The 16,565-nt window shown below is 69.1% G+C and carries 16 protein-coding genes; 7 read left to right on the forward strand and 9 right to left on the reverse strand.

The window, feature by feature from the left end; genetic code table 11:
- Positions 1-21: 21 nt before the first annotated feature.
- Positions 22-786 carry a GntR family transcriptional regulator gene (locus AB0436_RS16780; protein ID WP_366468737.1) on the reverse strand — a complete coding sequence of 255 codons (765 nt, stop codon included), beginning with the start codon at positions 784-786 and terminating at the stop codon, positions 22-24.
- 290 nt (positions 787-1,076) lie between these two features.
- Here AB0436_RS16780 and AB0436_RS16785 point away from each other — a divergent pair, with 290 nt between their 5' ends.
- The 4 genes from AB0436_RS16785 (at position 1,077) to AB0436_RS16800 (ending at position 5,826) form a co-directional block, all read left to right on the forward strand.
- Positions 1,077-2,360, forward strand: a complete 1,284-nt coding sequence (locus tag AB0436_RS16785) for an extracellular solute-binding protein (RefSeq protein ID WP_366468607.1) — start codon at positions 1,077-1,079, stop codon at positions 2,358-2,360.
- Between the two features lie 89 nt (positions 2,361-2,449).
- Entirely contained in the window at positions 2,450-3,445 is a 996-nt protein-coding gene (locus AB0436_RS16790; protein ID WP_366468608.1) for a sugar ABC transporter permease, read from the forward strand.
- A complete protein-coding gene (locus tag AB0436_RS16795; protein WP_366468609.1) occupies positions 3,442-4,302 on the forward strand; it encodes a carbohydrate ABC transporter permease in 861 nt (286 codons plus the stop codon). The genes AB0436_RS16790 and AB0436_RS16795 overlap by 4 nt, the downstream gene beginning before the upstream one ends.
- A gap of 9 nt (positions 4,303-4,311) precedes the next feature.
- Positions 4,312-5,826 carry a glycoside hydrolase family 3 protein gene (locus AB0436_RS16800; protein WP_366468611.1) on the forward strand — a complete coding sequence of 505 codons (1,515 nt, stop codon included), beginning with the start codon at positions 4,312-4,314 and terminating at the stop codon, positions 5,824-5,826.
- Positions 5,827-5,897: 71 nt separating this feature from the next.
- On the opposite strand, the gene nagB is transcribed toward AB0436_RS16800, so the two are convergent.
- Positions 5,898-6,683, reverse strand: a complete 786-nt coding sequence (gene nagB / locus AB0436_RS16805; RefSeq protein ID WP_366468612.1) for a glucosamine-6-phosphate deaminase — start codon at positions 6,681-6,683, stop codon at positions 5,898-5,900.
- A gap of 430 nt (positions 6,684-7,113) precedes the next feature.
- Between nagB and AB0436_RS16810 the strand changes: the two genes are divergently transcribed.
- On the forward strand, positions 7,114-8,577 hold the full coding sequence (locus tag AB0436_RS16810) for a histidine kinase N-terminal domain-containing protein (protein ID WP_366468738.1): 1,464 nt from the start codon (positions 7,114-7,116) through the stop codon (positions 8,575-8,577).
- A gap of 197 nt (positions 8,578-8,774) precedes the next feature.
- On the opposite strand, the gene AB0436_RS16815 is transcribed toward AB0436_RS16810, so the two are convergent.
- Both AB0436_RS16815 and AB0436_RS16820 read right to left on the reverse strand, forming a co-directional pair.
- Positions 8,775-9,032, reverse strand: coding sequence for a WhiB family transcriptional regulator (locus AB0436_RS16815; protein WP_004937597.1), 258 nt, complete (start codon positions 9,030-9,032; stop codon positions 8,775-8,777).
- A 313-nt stretch (positions 9,033-9,345) separates the two neighbouring features.
- Positions 9,346-10,314, reverse strand: a complete 969-nt coding sequence (locus AB0436_RS16820) for a diacylglycerol kinase family protein (protein ID WP_366468613.1) — start codon at positions 10,312-10,314, stop codon at positions 9,346-9,348.
- Between the two features lie 81 nt (positions 10,315-10,395).
- Here AB0436_RS16820 and AB0436_RS16825 point away from each other — a divergent pair, with 81 nt between their 5' ends.
- The gene (locus AB0436_RS16825) at positions 10,396-10,818 is read left to right on the forward strand and encodes a hypothetical protein (RefSeq protein WP_366468614.1); all 423 of its coding nucleotides are present in this window, start codon (positions 10,396-10,398) and stop codon (positions 10,816-10,818) included.
- 39 nt (positions 10,819-10,857) lie between these two features.
- Here AB0436_RS16825 and AB0436_RS16830 read toward each other — a convergent pair whose 3' ends face one another.
- The 3 genes from AB0436_RS16830 to AB0436_RS16840 all read right to left on the reverse strand — a co-directional run bounded on the left by AB0436_RS16830 (position 10,858) and on the right by AB0436_RS16840 (position 12,714).
- Positions 10,858-11,763 carry an RNA polymerase sigma factor SigF gene (locus AB0436_RS16830; protein ID WP_366468739.1) on the reverse strand — a complete coding sequence of 302 codons (906 nt, stop codon included), beginning with the start codon at positions 11,761-11,763 and terminating at the stop codon, positions 10,858-10,860.
- A gap of 14 nt (positions 11,764-11,777) precedes the next feature.
- Positions 11,778-12,191: an anti-sigma regulatory factor gene (locus AB0436_RS16835; protein ID WP_365849536.1), complete on the reverse strand. Its 414-nt coding sequence runs from the start codon at positions 12,189-12,191 to the stop codon at positions 11,778-11,780.
- A 262-nt stretch (positions 12,192-12,453) separates the two neighbouring features.
- Positions 12,454-12,714, reverse strand: a complete 261-nt coding sequence (locus AB0436_RS16840) for a UBP-type zinc finger domain-containing protein (RefSeq protein WP_366468615.1) — start codon at positions 12,712-12,714, stop codon at positions 12,454-12,456.
- A 44-nt stretch (positions 12,715-12,758) separates the two neighbouring features.
- On the opposite strand from AB0436_RS16840, the gene AB0436_RS16845 reads away from it, so the two are divergent.
- A complete protein-coding gene (locus AB0436_RS16845) occupies positions 12,759-14,354 on the forward strand; it encodes a Na+/H+ antiporter (RefSeq protein WP_366468616.1) in 1,596 nt (531 codons plus the stop codon).
- Here the strand turns inward: AB0436_RS16845 and AB0436_RS16850 are convergent.
- Together AB0436_RS16850 and AB0436_RS16855 are read right to left on the reverse strand one after the other, a co-directional pair.
- On the reverse strand, positions 14,333-15,241 hold the full coding sequence (locus AB0436_RS16850) for a pyridoxal-phosphate dependent enzyme (protein WP_366468617.1): 909 nt from the start codon (positions 15,239-15,241) through the stop codon (positions 14,333-14,335). The two genes, AB0436_RS16845 and AB0436_RS16850, sit on opposite strands and share 22 nt — an antisense overlap.
- A 37-nt stretch (positions 15,242-15,278) precedes the next feature.
- Positions 15,279-16,466, reverse strand: a complete 1,188-nt coding sequence (locus AB0436_RS16855; protein ID WP_366468618.1) for a globin domain-containing protein — start codon at positions 16,464-16,466, stop codon at positions 15,279-15,281.
- Positions 16,467-16,565: the final 99 nt, after the last annotated feature.

Below are 16,565 nucleotides of genomic sequence, written 5' to 3' on the forward strand. Positions count from 1 at the left end.
GCCGCTCAGCCGTCACGCCCGCTAATCGACCGGGCGCTTGAGGTTGGCCACGAACTTGTAGCGGTCGCCGCGGTAGACCGAGCGCACCCACTCCACCGGTTCACCGGCGCCGTCGACCGAGTGACGGGACAGCATCAGCATCGGCAGGCCGACGTCCGTGCCGAGCAGTCCGGCCTCGCGCGGGGTGGCGAGTGAGGTTTCGATCGTCTCCTCCGCTTCGGCGAGCCGGACGTCATAGACCTCGGCCAGCGCGGTGTACAGCGAGGTGTACTTCACCAGCGAGCGGCGGAGCGCCGGGAAGCGCTTCGCCGACAGGTGCGTCGTCTCGATGGCCATCGGCTCACCGCTGGCGAGCCGGAGCCGCTCGATCCGCAGCACCCGGCCGCCCGCTGTGATGTCCAGCAGCCCGGCCAGTGTGTCGTCGGCGGTGACGTAACCGATGTCGAGCAACTGCGAGGTCGGCTCGAGACCCTGCGCCCGCATGTCCTCGGTGTACGAGGTGAGCTGCAGGGCCTGCGAGACCTTGGGCTTGGCCACGAAGGTGCCCTTGCCCTGGATGCGCTCCAGCCGGCCTTCCACGACCAGCTCCTGGAGCGCCTGGCGCACCGTGGTGCGTGAGGTGTCGAACTCGGCGGCCAGCGTCCGCTCCGGCGGCACCGGGGTGCCGGGCGGCAGGGTCTCCGTCATGTCGAGCAGATGTCGCTTGAGCCGGTAGTACTTGGGCACACGCGCGGTACGTCCCGGCGCCGCGTTCTCCGTATCGGTGCTGCCCCCGTCGGTGCCCATCGCCTGCCTTCCCGAACGCTGCGCTGCTGCCGTCACCGGCTCCTCCGTCTGTCGCGGCTCACATGGTGGCACGGTCCGGTAGCGGGACGTCGCCCTCCCTCAGGTGTCGGTCCGATAACGGACACGACAGCCTTCTTATACACCCTTGACACCCCTATAGGTCTAGGCCAAGCTCCCGAGTACTGGTCTAAACCATTAAAGACCAGTACCCAGCCCCAAAGGCAGTACTAGCTCCTAGTGGCATGTCTTCGCGGTGGATGGGGGGTTGCAGCATCCCTGAGGAGGATGGCGTGAAGCGCAAGCTCATCGCGGCGATCGGCGTCGCGGGCATGATGGTCAGCATTGCGGCGTGTGGCTCCGACAGCAAGGGGGACGGCGGCAGCAAGACGGCCGAGCCCAAGTCGTTGACCGTGTGGCTCACGGTCGACGCGCAGAAGAACTGGCCCGACCTGGTCAAGGCAGCCGACGATGCCATCGTCGCGAAGCACCCCGGCCTGAAGATCAACCACGAGTACTACGGCTGGCCGGACAAGAACACCAAGCTCGACGCGGTCCTCGCCACGGACAAGGCTCCTGACGTGGTCGAGATGGGCAACACGGAGATGTTGCCGTACACCCTCAAGGGCGCCTTCGCCCCGGTCGACGCGTCGAAGTTCGACAACTCCGACCAGTGGCTCGACGGCCTGAAGGCCTCGGTCACCTACGACGGCAAGGTCTACGGTGTGCCGTACTACGCCGGTGGCCGGGTGGCGACCTGGCGCAAGGACATAGCGGCCAAGGACGGCGTCAAGGCGACGCCCAAGACGTACACCGAGCTCACCTCCGACCTGGACAAGATCCAGAAGAAGGAGGGCGACAAGTTCAGCGCCTGGTACCAGCCCTCCCGCGACTGGTACGCGGCGATGTCCTTCGTCTACGACGCCGGCGGCTCCATCGCCAAGGAGGACGGCGGCAAGTTCAAGGCGAACCTCTCGTCCCCCGAGTCCCTCAAGGGCCTCAACGAGTACAAGCACGTGCTCGATGCCTACATGCACGGCGACAAGACCAAGGACGAGTCCGACCGTCCGATCGTCTACGGCCAGGGCAAGTCCGCGCTGATCTTCGGCGCCGGCTGGGAGGGCGGCACCGCGGCCCTCCCGGAGAACGACAAGGTCGGCAAGCTCGCCGACAAGCTCGAGACCTTCGTGATGCCCGGTCCGTCCGGCAGTGCCATGCCGGTGTTCCTCGGCGGTTCGGACCTGGCCATCCCGGTCAAGTCCAAGGCGCAGGGCGTGGCCGCCGAGTGGATCAACGCCTTCACCGGTGAGAAGGGGCAGCAGGGTCTGATCGCCAAGCAGAACCTGCCCAACAACAAGAAGGACCTCGCTCCCCTGAAGGCCGACCCGAAGACGACGGTCGCGGCCACCGCGGCCGAGAAGAGCTGGTTCGTCCCGATGGCCCCGGGCTGGGGCGCGGTGGAGAAGGCCCAGGTCCTGCAGACGATGCTGCAGTCCATCGGTACCGGCAAGGCGTCGGTCGAGGCTGCCGCGAAGACCGCGGACACCGCGATCGACAAGGTCATCAACACCAAGTGAGCTGAGACGGGGCAGGGTCCTTCCGCGCCCAGGAGCACAAGGACCCTGCCCGGCCCGTAACCGAGAGAGGGACCGTTGAGGAGCACCTGATGAGTGCCGCAGAGACAACTACCGCAGAGCTGCCCTCGAAGCGGAGCTCACCGTCGCCGGCCTCCGGGGCCGGCAGTCCCAAGAAGCCGACCAGACCCCGGCGCAACGGCGGCGCCGCGGTGCCCTGGGCGCTGCTCGCTCCCTGCCTGCTCGTTCTTGCCCTGGTCCTCGGCTATCCGCTCTACCGGCTCGTCACTCTCTCGTTCCAGAAGTTCGGACAGCCGCAGCTGTGGGGGTTCAAGCCGGCGGAATGGGCGGGTCTCGACAACTTCCGCACCATTCTGAGTGACGGCGAGTTCTGGCGGGTCGTTCTGCGCACCGTGCTCTTCGCTGGTGCGGCGGTCGTGTTGACCATGGTGCTCGGCATGTTGATAGCGCTGCTCCTCCAGCAGGTATCCGGCTGGGTCAAGACGCTCATCAATATCGCGCTCGTGGCGAGCTGGGGCATGCCCATCATCGTCGCGGTGACCATCTTCAAGTGGATGTTCGACTCCGACTACGGAGTCTTCAACTGGCTGCTCAGCCGGATCCCCGGCGTCGACATGATCGGCCACAACTGGTTCGCGAGCGGGCCCCAAGGACTCACCGTGATCATGCTCCTGGTGGTCTGGGGCGCCGTACCGTTCGTCGTCATCACGCTCGGCGCCGGTCTCACCCAGGTACCCAAGGAGCTCGAGGAGGCCGCCCGTCTCGACGGCGCGAGTGGTTGGGGTGTCTTCCGCCATGTCACCGTGCCGATCCTCAAGCCGATCATCGTGATGCTCACGACCCTCTCGGTGATCTGGGACATGGGCGTCTTCCCGCAGGTCTTCGTGATGCGAAACGGCCACCCCGAGGCCGAGTTCCAACTACTCACGACGTACTCGTACGACAAGGCCTTCGTGGTCAACGACTACTCCGGCGGCTCGGCCATCGCCTTCGTCACCGTGCTTCTGCTGCTCGGTGTGGTCGCTGTCTACATGCGCCAGATGCTCAAGATCGGAGAGGTGGAGTGACCACGACCGCAGCGGCTCCCGCCGCCACCCGCCCCCGCCGCAAGAAGCCGAAGCTGGGCTGGAACATCCTCGGCCTGCTCGTCTTCGTCACCATCGGCTTCCCCGTCTACTGGATGCTGAACACGGCGTTCAAGCCGGCCAAGGATGCGATCGACCCCAACCCGCACTTCTTTCCCAGCGTGTTCACGCTGGACAACTTCCACCGGGCGCTCAAGGTCGCGGACTTCTGGGGCCCGATCGGGCGCAGCGCGATCGTCTCCATCTCCGTGGTCGCCATCGGGCTCGTCGTGGGCCTGCTGGCCGCACTGGCGATCTCCCGGTTCGCCTTCCGGGGCCGCAAGATCGTGATCGTCGGCATCCTGGCGGTCCAGATGGTGCCGCTGGTTGCCATGATCATCCCGGTCTTCCTGCTGCTGAACGACCTCGGTCAGTACGACCGGCTCACCGGCCTGATCATCACGTACCTGACCTTCATCCTGCCCTTCACGGTATGGACGCTGCGCGGTTTCATCGTCAATATCCCGAAGGAGCTGGAGGAGGCAGCCATGGTCGACGGCTGCAGCCGCACCGGGGCCTTCGTCCGGGTGGTCTTCCCGCTGCTCGCCCCCGGCATGGTCGCCACCTCCGTCTACGGATTCATCCAGGCGTGGAACGAGTATCTCTACGCCCTCATGCTGATGAGCCAGCAACGGCAGACCGCTACCGTCTGGCTCAGCAATTTCACGACGCAGCACGGGACCGAGTACGCACCGATGATGGCCGGCTCCACGATGATGGCCGTCCCTGTCGTGCTTCTTTTCCTCCTTGTCCAGCGCAAGATGGCCGCAGGTCTGACGGCCGGCGCAGTGAAGGGATAACGCCGCCCCATGACCACCATCACCACCGGCACGGACACGCTCACCCGCGACGCACTCGCCGTGCTCCAGCCCGGGTTCGCCGGCACCACCGCCCCCGACTGGCTGCTGCGCCGGATCGGGGAAGGGCTGTCCTCCGTCGGCCTGTTCGGCCGCAACGTCGCCTCGCCCGGGCAGGTCGCCGCGCTCACCGCTCAGCTGCGGGCGGAGCGGGACGACCTGCTGGTCGCCATCGACGAGGAGAGCGGCGACGTCACCCGGCTCGAAGTGCGGACCGGCTCGTCCTTCCCCGGCAATCTCGCCCTCGGCGCGGTCGACGACACCGAGCTGACCAGGGACGTCGCCCGCGAACTGGGCCGCCGGCTCGCCGAGTGCGGGGTCAACCTCAACTGGGCGCCGTCCGCCGACGTCAATTCCAACCCGGACAACCCGGTCATCGGGGTGCGTTCCTTCGGCGCCGACACCGCGCTGGTCGCCCGGCACACCGCCGCGTACATCGAGGGCCTGCAGGCCGCCGGTGTGGCCGCCTGCACCAAGCACTTCCCGGGCCACGGCGACACCGCGGTCGACTCGCACCACGCACTGCCGCGTATCGACGCGGATCCGGCGACGCTGCACGCCCGCGAGCTGGTGCCGTTCAGAGCGGCCGTCGCGGCCGGTTCCAAGGCGGTCATGAGTGCGCATATCCTGCTCCCGGCACTCGACCGGGAGCGTCCCGCGACGCTCAGCCCGCAGATCATCACCGGCCTGCTGCGGCAGGAACTGGGGTACGAGGGGCTGATCGTCACCGACGGTATCGAGATGCGGGCCATCGCATCGACGTACGGCATCGAGCGGGGCAGCGTGCTCGCCGTCGCGGCCGGCGCCGACGCGATCTGTGTCGGCGGCGGGCTGTCCGACGAGGACACCGTGCTGCGGCTGCGCGATGCGCTGGTCGCGGCCGTGCGGGCCGGCGAACTGCCCGAGGAACGGCTGGCGGACGCCGCCGCGCGCGTGCGAGCGCTCGCGGAATGGACCCGCCGGGCCAGGGGGGCTGCGGAGCCGGGCGCGGCGTCTCAGGAGGGGACCGCGCCCGGCACCGACATCGGACTCACCGCGGCCCGCCGGGCTCTGAAGATCACCGCAGGCGCCCGGCTGCCGCAGACCACGACTCCGTACGTCGCCGCCTTCACCCCCGTCACCAACATCGCCGTCGGCCACGAGACCCCCTGGGGCATCGCCGTCGAGCTGACGGCGTTGCTTCCCGGCACCGAGACCGGTACCTACGACGCCGGTTCGTCGGTGGACGAGGTGCTGCGGGCAGCGGCCGCGCGCCGGATCGTCGCGGTCGTCCGCGACGTCCACCGCCACCCGTGGATGGCAGCCGCCCTCGACGGTCTGCTGGCGGCCCGCCCGGACACCGTGGTGGTGGAGATGGGCGTCCCGCGGGCGGCACCCCGGGGCTCCCTGCATATCGCCACGCACGGCGCCGCGCGGGTCTGTGGCCGCGCGGCGGCAGAGGTCATCGCCGGAGTCGCTCCGGCGTAACGGCTCGCACCGTATGCCGAAGGGCCGGGTCACCGTCATGGTGGCCCGGCCCTTCGCACAGGAACGGCGGCTTACAGCCCCTGCCACTCCGGCTTCGCCGCGAAGGTCGCCCGGAAGTAGTCGGCCAGCTTCAGCTTCGCCGCGGCCGCCTCGTCGACGACCACCGTCGCGTGCGGATGCAGTTGCAGCGCCGAAGCCGGCACCAGGGCGGACACCGGCCCCTCGACGGTCTGCGCGACCGCCTCGGCCTTGCCCTCGCCGGTGGCCAGCAGCACCACGTGACGCGCCTCCAGGATCGTGCCGATGCCCTGGGTGATGACATGGTGCGGGACCTGGTCGATGTCACCGTCGAAGAAGCGGGCGTTGTCGATCCGGGTCTGCTCGGTCAGGGTCTTGATCCGGGTGCGGGAGGCGAGCGAGGAGCACGGCTCGTTGAAGCCGATGTGCCCGTCGGTGCCTATGCCCAGCAGCTGCAGATCGACACCGCCGGCCTCGGTGAGCGCCCGGTCGTAGGCCACGCAGGCAGCCGGAATGTCGTCGGCCGAGCCGTTCGGGCCCATGAAGGAAGCCTGGTCGAGCCCCAGCGGCTCGACGACCTCGCGCAGCACCACCGAGCGGTACGACTCGGGGTGCCCGGCGGGCAGCCCCACGTACTCGTCGAGCTGGCAGATACGGGCTCGTCCGGCATCGACCGCCCCGGCGCCGACCTTGGCGGTCAGGGCCTGATAGACGGGAAGCGGGGTCGATCCGGTGGCGACACCGAGCAGCGCGTCGGGCTTGCGGCGCAGGAGAGCCACCATGGCCTCCGCGATGACCTCGCCGCCTGCCTGGGCGTCCGGGACGATGACAACTTCCACGCTGGGCCTGCCGATCTGGAGAGTGCAACATGTGGTATAGACCAATCTAGCAGAGCGTCACCCTTCGGCCGGAGGTTCCCCGCTCTTTCATGTTCGGCCGGTGGCGGGCGAAACGCATACGCAGGCCGGGACGGCCGATGCGTCCCGCGGGTCGGCCGATCCGGGCCGGAAACGACTGAGGCCGCGGCGCCAGAGCGGACAGGACCCTCGGCCTGTCCGGCCGGCACCGCAGCCCTCAGCTGCATCGACCGTCGGGTGTGCGGTTCCCGGCGGTCGCGGGGAGGCCGGGCGCAGTCAGGATCGCGCCGCGTGCCTCGTCTCGGCTCTCCTGTGCGGGGAGAGCGCACCGACATTGTGGACTAGACCATTAGCCGCTGTCCATGCGTACGGCAGGAAGAATCCGCCGGGTACGCTCGCTGCTGTGCCCTCCATGAACGATCTCGTACGCCAGCACACCGCTCTGAGCGACACCGACCTCGAGTGGCTGCATCTGCTGGTCTCGGAGTGGCAGCTGCTCTCCGACCTGTCCTTCGCCGACCTGGTGCTGTGGGTGCCCACCCGGGACGGCACCCGCTACGTCTCGGTGGCGCAGATGCGGCCGAACACCGGCCCCACCTCCTATCAGGACGACATGGTCGGCCACCTCGTTCCGCGCGGACGCCGCCCGCTGCTGGACGCCGCGCTCGACGAGGGCCGGATCGTGCGGGAGGGGGACCCCGAGTGGCGCGAGGAGGTGCCGGTGCGGGTCGAGTCCATCCCGGTCCGCCGGGAGGGGCGGGTGCTCGGGGTGATCGCCCGCAACACCAACCTGCTCACGGTGCGCACCCCTTCGCGCCTGGAACTCACCTACCTCCAGTCGGCGTCCGACCTGGCCCAGATGATCGCTGCCGGGTCCTTCCCGTTCCCCGGCCAGCAGGTCGACATGGACGCGTCCCCCCGGGTCGGCGACGGCATGATCCGGCTCGATGCGGACGGGGTGGTCCAGTACGCCAGCCCCAACGGGCTCTCCGCCTACCACCGGCTGGGTCTCGCGTCCGATCTCGTCGGCCAGCACCTCGGCCAGATCACCACCGATCTGGCACCGTCCAAGGGCCCGGTCGACGAGGCGATGGTCAAGCTGGCCAGCGGTTACGCACCGCGGGAGACGGAGGTCGAAGGCAACGATGGGGTGATCCAGCTGCGGGCGATCCCGCTGTCACCCAAGGGCACCCGGATCGGTTCACTGGTCCTGCTCCGGGACGTCACCGAACTGCGGCGCCGTGAGCGCGAGTTGATCACCAAGGACGCCACCATCCGGGAGATCCACCACCGGGTGAAGAACAACCTCCAGACGGTGGCCGCGCTGTTGCGGCTCCAGGCCCGCCGGATGGATTCGAACCGCGGCAAGGACGCGCTCAACGAGGCGGTGCGGAGGGTCGGTTCGATCGCCATCGTGCACGAGACGCTGTCGCAGAATCTCGACGAGCGCGTCGAGTTCGACGAGATCGCCGACCGGGTCATCGCGATGGTCTCCGAGATCTCGCCCGGGAAGATCGACTGCCGCCGTACCGGCCGGTTCGGCATTCTCGACGCCGAGGTGGCGACACCGCTCTCGATGGTGCTGACCGAGGTGCTGCAGAACGCCCTGGAACATGCCTTCGCACCGGGTGACCTGGGCGCCGTCGAGGTTTCCGCCGTCCGCGGCGGCCGGGGTGCCGACAGCCGCCTGCTGATCACGGTGCGCGACGACGGCCGCGGGCTGCCCCCCGGCTTCGACGCGCAGACGGCCGGGAACCTCGGCTTGCAGATCGTACGAACCCTGGTCGAGGGCGAGTTGGGTGGCTCCTTCGACATGGTGCCGGCTCCGGACCGCGGTACCCAGGTGGTCCTGGACATACCGGTGCCCGACAAGTAGCCGGACCGGCTCGACGGCTCGGGCCGTCCGGGGGCCGCACAGCAGTGAGCCCCGGACCGAAGGTGATTCGGTCCGGGACTCACCGGCAGTGTCCTACGTTTGCGCATCGGGGGTACTGCGCGCTGCGTTTCGGGGGCGACGGTGGGTGCGTACTCGCTGTACGCGCGCCGCCGGGCTGGGGCTCGTAACAGGGTGGGTCAGGCGGTCGCGTTGCGCGCCCGGTTGCGAGCGGCGCGGCGCTTCATCGCGCGGCGCTCGTCCTCGCTGAGGCCACCCCAGACGCCGGAGTCCTGGCCGGACTCGAGCGCCCACTGCAGGCACTGCTCCATGACGGGGCAGCGGCGGCAGACGGCCTTGGCTTCCTCGATCTGCAGCAGCGCGGGACCGGTGTTGCCGATGGGGAAGAACAGCTCCGGGTCTTCCTCACGACAAACGGCGTTGTGACGCCAGTCCATGGCTGCTACCTCTCTTAGGGTGTTACCTGCTTGTGAATGTGAACGCTTTCACGAATCCCCCCGCAACTGAAGGGCCGACTTCCAGATGGGCTGGTTGTGGTCCTGTGATGTGTGGAGGGGTTCTGACTTTCAGGGAGGCCGGTCCTGCGGGCCGTCCCGATCGCCATGAAGAGATTCGCAAACCTCGGCGGCGGATACAACCCCTTCCGGCAAGTTTTTTTTGATTCCTCGGTGTCGGCTAGGTCACAGCCGTACTTCCATGGGGTGGATCCGCGCCCAAACGTTCGAGTTAAAGGACTTTCGGGCCTTCCACTCACACAATCACACGCAGTGCACGACGTACGCCTGTGAACGTCACGCTCGTACGCAGTCCCAGGTGGTCGCCGTCCATCTGGAAGGGCAGCGGGGCCTTGGAATGCAAGGAGAAGTCCGTCAGGTCGTGCAGTGAAACTGCGTGCTTTCCGTGTGGCCCTTTTTCGGGCGTCGATGTCAGCAACTGGGTAGTGAAACGCGTCACAGCGGGGGTTGACAGCCTATTCAGCCCGAGCACGTCCAGAGCGGTGTCGAAGGAGGCTTCGGGGGAGGCGTAGATCGGGCGATTGCCCAGGTAGGTGTAGGGGGAGGTGTTGCAGACAATGGTCGCCACCAGGTCGCTGACCGGGTCCTCGCCGGGCTGTTCCAGGGTGATCACGCCGTGCCGGCGGTTGGGCTCGTCGAGGAACTGACGTACCACCTGGCGCACGTACAGCGCGTGTGTCGACTTCCGTCCGCGCTCCCGCTGCTGTTCGACCCGGCCGACCACGCCGGCGTCGAAGCCGAGTCCCGCGCAGAAGGTGAACCAGCGGGCGGGCACGCTCTCGTCCTCGGTGCCGGGCGTGCCTGCCGCGTGCCCGAGGCCCACCGTGCGCACCCGGCGCTCACTCAGTGCGTCCAGAATCGCGCCGGTCGCCTCCACCGCGTCGTTCGGCAGACCCAGCGCGCGGGCGAAGACGTTGGTGGAGCCGCCGGGGACCACCGCGAGTCCCGGCAGGCCGTCGGGATCGGGGCCGTGCTGCAGCAGACCGTTGACGACCTCGTTGACGGTGCCGTCGCCGCCGAGCGAGACGACCAGATCGATGTCGCTGCTCTCCGCGGCCCGTCTGCCGAGGTCCTGGGCATGACCCCGGTACTCGGTCGTCACCACTTCCAGCTTCATCTCACTGGCCAGCGCGTGGATGAGGACGTCGCGAACGCGGGCACTGGTGGTGGTTGCTGCCGGATTGACCACGAGGAGTGCGCGCATGGGGCAAAGGTTACCCAGTGCAGCGGCACCGACCCAGCCCGGCCTCGGTCCGGATGCGGCGCTCCCCGCTACCCTGCAGGGGTGAGTACCGAGCAGAGCACCGAGTCCGCCGAACCCCGTCCCGCCCGCCTGACCGCCGCCGCGTCGCTGGCCGCGCTGGAGGGCGGCGCGCTGGCCGCCGGAGGTCTGTACGCGATCGGTACCGGCCTCTTCGGCGACGGCAGCCGGGGCCAGGCCGCCATCACCGGCGTGACCCTCATCGTGCTCGCCCTCATCCCGCTCGTCGCCGCCCGCGGCCTGCTGGGACGGCGGAGCTGGAGCCGGGGCCCGGCGATCATCACCCAGATCATCGCCCTGCCGGTGGCCTGGACGCTGCTGTCGGCGGCCGGGCTGCTGATCCCCGCCGGCGCGGTGCTGGCGGTGGTCGCGGTGACCGCGCTGGTCCTCCTGGTGAACCCGACGACGGCGAAGGCGCTGGGCATCCGGGGGCCGCGGGGGGCGTAGCACGGCTTCCCCCGAGGCCTGCTCCCGGAGCCCCGCTTCTTACTCCTCCACCAGCAGCCGCTCCCGCAGCTGCGCCAGGGTCCTGGCCAGCAGACGCGAGACGTGCATCTGCGAGATACCGACCTCCTGGGCGATCTGCGACTGTGTCATGTTCCCGAAGAAACGCAACAGCAGAATCCGCTTCTCCCGCGGGGGGAGATCCTCCAGAAGCGGTTTCAGCGACTCCCGGTACTCGACCCCTTCCAGGGCCTCGTCCTCCGAGCCCAGCGTGTCCGCGACCGCGGGGGACTCGTCGTCGGTGTCCGGGACGTCCAGGGAGAGCGTGGAGTACGCGTTCGCGGACTCCAGGCCCTCCAGTACCTCTTCCTCCGAGATGCCCAGCCGCTCCGCCAGTTCGTGCACCGTCGGCGCCCGTCCGTGCTGCTGGGAGAGCTCAGCGGTGGCGGTGGTCAGCGACAGCCGCAGTTCCTGGAGGCGTCGCGGCACGCGGACCGCCCAGCCCTTGTCGCGGAAGTGGCGCTTGATCTCGCCGACCACCGTGGGCGTCGCGTAGGTGGAGAACTCCACACCGCGCTCGGGGTCGAACCGGTCGACCGACTTGATCAGGCCGATGGTGGCGACCTGGGTCAGATCGTCCAGCGGCTCACCGCGGTTGCGGAACCGCCGGGCCAGATGCTCGACCAGCGGAAGATGCATACGCACCAGGCTGTTGCGCAGTTCGGCCTTCTCCGGCGAACCGTCCGGGAGGGCGTGCAGCTCGATGAAGAGCGCCCGCGCCCCGTTTCGGTCCCGGGGGCCGTGGTGCTCGTGGTTCTCGTGTTGCTCGCTCATGAGGGCCGCCTGATCCGCCGACTCCAAAAGGCCATCCACCGGGTGCGGCCGGGCCTGCTGTTCCGGGATGTCTCCCGTGCTCAGCGCCCGCGCGTCACGCTCGTCGTCCCGCACCGGTCCGTCCCCGCTCACGCCGGTCCAGGTCCCGCGCCGCGCTGTTTGTACAGGCTGATGCTGACCGTACGGTCGTCGGCGACCGTCGATTCGACCTTGCCGGCGAGTGCGGAGAGCACGGTCCAGGCGAAGGTGTCGCGCTCAGGCGCGCGGCCGTCGGTTGTCGGGGCGGACACCGTGACTTCCAGCGAGTCCTCCACCAGCCGGAACACGCAGCTCAGTACGGAGCCGGGCACGGCCTGCTGAAGCAGGATCGCGCAGGCCTCGTCGACCGCGATGCGCAGGTCCTCGATCTCGTCGAGAGTGAAGTCCAAGCGTGCCGCGAGACCGGCCGTGGCCGTACGCAGCACAGACAGGTAGGCACCCGCAGCGGGCAGCCGGACTTCCACGAAGTCCTGGTTCCCGGGCTCGCCTGCGATCTGGGACACCCTCACCTCCAAGGTGGCACAAGCATTTGCATGGTCGGGAAGATCTTCTCCCGCAACCGTGCGTGACATGGTCGCTTCCTGACGTCGTGACGCTATCGCGATCCATGGTTCCCTGTCGCCAGGCCCCCCATCGATGTTGTCACTCATCGTAAGACAACATGTACGAACGGTCGCTAGGGGTGTGCACGTGCTCTTGCGAAGACGAAGTCTGCCGGGAATGCCACGCGCTCGCGACGGGTTGCGGTCTTCCTGGGCGGAGCGCTCAGACGATCAAGCTGTCGACAAAGCACCAACGCCAGTCCTCGCCCGGCTCGAAGCTTCGCATCACCGCGTGTCCGGTCTCCTTGAAATGCCCGGTCGCGTGCTGATGGGGTGAGGAGTCGCAGCAGCCGACGTGCCCGCATTCCAGGCACAACCGCAGCTGCACGGGGTGGCTGCCGATCGCGAGGCACTCGCGGCAGGTGTCGCTCAACGGTGCCGGCTCGGGAAGCGGCAGTTCTCCAACATGCTGGCACTCACTCATGATTGCCAGGTTACGACGGACCAGGGACAAGGGCGGGCCGGTTGATGGATGCGTTGCCGCTGGTGGCACTGGTGGCCGGAAGCGCGGCGGTGGCGGGGGCGGCACGCCGGACACCGGTGCCCGCACCGCTGCTGCTGGTGGCGGCCGGCCTCGCCGCCGCCTATCTGCCGGGGGTGCCGGAATACACGCTGGACCCGGATGTCGTGCTGCCGCTGGTGCTTCCGCCTCTGCTCTACACGGCCGCGGTCGACTCCTCGTATCTCGATCTGCGCGCCAATCTGCGGCCGGTCGCCCTGCTTTCGGTCGGGTATGTGCTGTTCGCGACGCTGGCCGTGGGCTGGCTCGTGTACCTGGTGGTGCCGGAACTTCCGCTGACCGCGGCGCTGGTGCTGGGCGCCGTGGTCGCGCCGCCCGATGCGGTGGCGGCCACCGCCATTGCCCGGCGGCTCGGGCTGCCGGGCCGGATCACGACGGTCCTGCAGGGGGAGTCGCTGGTCAACGACGCCACCGCGATCACCGCATACAAGGTGGCGCTGGCCGCCGCGGTCGGTGAGGGCGTGTCCTGGGCGGGCGGCGTCGCGGAATTCGCCCTGGCGTCGGTCGGCGGAATCGTGGTCGGGCTGGTCCTGATGGTGCCGCTGCACTGGCTGCGCACCCATCTGCGGGAGGCCCTGCTGCAGAACACGCTCTCGTTGCTGATCCCCTTCATCGCCTACGCGGCGGCGGAACGCGTGCATGCCTCGGGGGTACTCGCCGTGGTGGTCGTCGCGCTCTACCTCGGGCACCGCAACTGGCAGGTGGACTTCGCGACCCGGCTCCAGGAGGAGGCGGTCCGCAAGATGGTCTCGTTCATTCTGGAGTCGGCGGTCTTCGCCCTGATCGGACTGCAACTGCCCTTTGTGCTCCGGGGACTCGGCGCGTACGGCGGCTGGGAGGCCGCCTGGTACGCGCTGGCCGTCTTCGCGGTGGTGGTGGCGATGCGCTTCGTCTGGGTGTTCCCCGCGACGTTCCTGCCCCGGATGCTGTCCAGTCGGATCCGAGCCCGGGAGCCCGACACGAACTGGACGGCGCCGGTCGTCGTCGGCTGGGCGGGGATGCGCGGCGTGGTCTCGCTGGCGATCGCCTTCTCCATCCCGCTGACTTCGCACGGCAAGGACTTTCCGGCCCGGAACCTGGTGCTCTTCCTGACCTTCACGACGGTGATCGCGACCCTCGTCGTCCAGGGACTGTCGCTGCCGCCGCTCATCCGGCTGCTCAGGATCCCCGGGCGCGACACGCACGCCGAGACCCTCGCCGAGGCCCAGGCACAGAACGAGGCGTCACATGCGTCCGAGGAACTGCTCGACAGGCTGCTCACCGATGAGTCCAACGCGCTGCCGCAGCCGCTGGCCGACCGGCTGCGCGCGGTGCTCGAGCGGCGTCGCAACGCGGTCTGGGAGCGGCTCGGCACCGTCAACGAGATGACCGGGGAGACAGCCGACGACACCTACCGGCGTCTCGCCCGAAGCGTGATCGAGGCCGAGCGGACGGTTTTCGTGGAGCTGCGCGACCGGCGCCGGATCGACGACGAACTGCTGCGGACGCTGCTGCGCCGGCTGGATCTGGAGGAGGCGGCGGCCTATCGGGAGGAGACAGGCTGACCGGTGACCACTGCGGCGACCCGGGTGCCGGGTGGGAAACGGCCTTCGGTGGCCAGCGTGGTCAGCCCGAACAGCATCTTGGCCACATACAGCCGTTCCACCGGCAGTCCGTGCTGGTCCTCGAAGTCCGCGGCGAAGGATTCCAGCGCGGGGCTCACCCGGGCGTAGCCGCCGCAGTGGAAGCGGTCGTCGAGGCGCCAGTCGCCGGCCCTGCTGCCGAAGGTGGCCTGCTGGAGGGCCAGCACGTCATCGCCGAGGAAGCCGCCCCGGACCACCGGGAAGCCGATGACCCGCTGTCCCGGCGCCAGGCCGGCCGCCAGGCCCGCGAGGGTGCCGCCGGTGCCGACGGCCACGCCGATCGTGTCGGCGAGGCCGTGCAACTCCCTGCCGAGCGCCGCGCAGCCGTGCACGGCAGCCGTGTTGCTGCCGCCCTCGGGTATCACGCACGTCTCGTCGTCGACCAGGCCGTCGCCGGTCAGCCCGGCCGGGATCGTCTTGGCGCGGTACGCCCGCCGGTCCACGAAGTACAGCCGCATTCCGTCGGCCGCGCACCTCGCGAGCGACGGATTGAGCGGCCGGCCGGCCAGTTCGTCGCCGCGGACGACCCCGATGGTGGGGAAGCCGAGCAGGCGGCCCGCGGCTGCGGTGGCCCGCAGGTGGTTGGAGTAGGCGCCGCCGAAGGTGAGTACGGTGCGGCCGGCCGCCGCCGCCGCCAGGTTCGGGGCGAGTTTCCGCCATTTGTTGCCCGGTAGGTCCGGGTGGATCAGATCGTCGCGCTTGAGCAGCAGCTGTACGCCGTGGCGGGTGAAGCGCGCGTCGTCGACCGGCTGCAGCGGGGACGGCAGGGCCGGCTGCAGCCGGTCGGGGCCGGGAGCTCCAGGGGACATGCGTCCCATTGTGCGGCGTATCGGTTGGTGCGGTACGTCAGTTCTGCGCCAGCCAGAGGTCGGGGCCGAACACCTCGTAGTGGATGTCGGCAGCCGACACGCCCTTGGCCAGCAGCTGGGCGCGGACGGACCGCATGAAGGGCAGCGGACCGCAGAGGTAGGCGCGGGTGCCCGAAGCGACCGGGAGCGGTTCCAGATCGACCAGACCGGTGCGGTCGGCGGGGTGGCCGGGCTCCGGAAGCTCGTACCAGAAGTGCGCCACCGCATCCGGGAGCTTGCTGGTGAGCAGTGTGTGGTCGGTGCGCAGCGCGTGGTCGGCGGGGGCGCGGTCGCCGTGCACGACGGTGACCGGTGCGCGGTGGCCGGTGCCGGCGAGGTGCTCCAGCATCGGCGTGCAGCCGATGCCTGCCGAGGCCAGCAGCAGCGGAGCCTCGGTGTCGTCCAGCACGAGGTCGCCGTACGGCACCGAGACGCGCAGCCGGTCACCGGCCTGTACGTGGGCGTGCAGGTGCTGCGAGACCTCACCGTCTGGGGTTCCCGCGCCGCTCACCCGCTTGACGGTGATCGACCGGAGCTCCGAGCCCGGGGCGGAGGAGAAACTGTACTGGCGGATCTGCCGTGCACCGTCCCCCAGTTCGACCTGCACGGAGACGTACTGTCCGGGCCGGAAGGCCGGGGCTTCGGTGCCGTCGGCCGGGCGGAGCTGGAAGGTGGCGGCGTCGGCCGTCTCCTCGATGCGGGAGGCCACCTGCCACTCGCGCCAGACGTCACCGGCGAGCACGCCCTGCTCGGCGTAGAGCCGTGCCTCGATGGCGATCAGAGCGTTGGCCATCAGCCAGTAGACCTCGTCCCAGGCCGCTGCGACCTCCGGGGTGACCGCGTCGCCGAGCACCTCCGCGATGGCGGCGAAGAGGTGGGTGTGCACCACGTTGTACTGCGCCGGGGTGATCCCCAGGGACGCGTGCTTGTGGGCTATGCGGCTGAGCATGACGTCGGGGCGGGTGTCCGGGTCCTCGACGAGGCGGGTCGCGAAGGCGGCTATGGAGCCGGCGAGGGCCTGGCGCTGGGCTCCGGAGGCCTGGTTGCCGCGGTTGAAGAGGTCGCGCAGCAGCTCCGGGTGCGCGTCGAAGAGCTTGCGGTAGAAGAGATCGGCGATGTCCCCGATGGCCGCACCGACGGCGGGCAGAGTGGCACGGACGGTGGCGGTCGACTGCTCGGTGAGCATCGTGATACTCCTTGCATCTGAATTGGTATTCAAGATGCACATTATCGTGGGTGGTTGATCCGCCTTGCGCCGGGGTCCGGATGTGTCCGCCGACGGGTC

It is taken from the genome of Streptomyces sp. NPDC051322 (genome assembly GCF_040689485.1).
GTDB lineage: Bacteria > Actinomycetota > Actinomycetes > Streptomycetales > Streptomycetaceae > Streptomyces.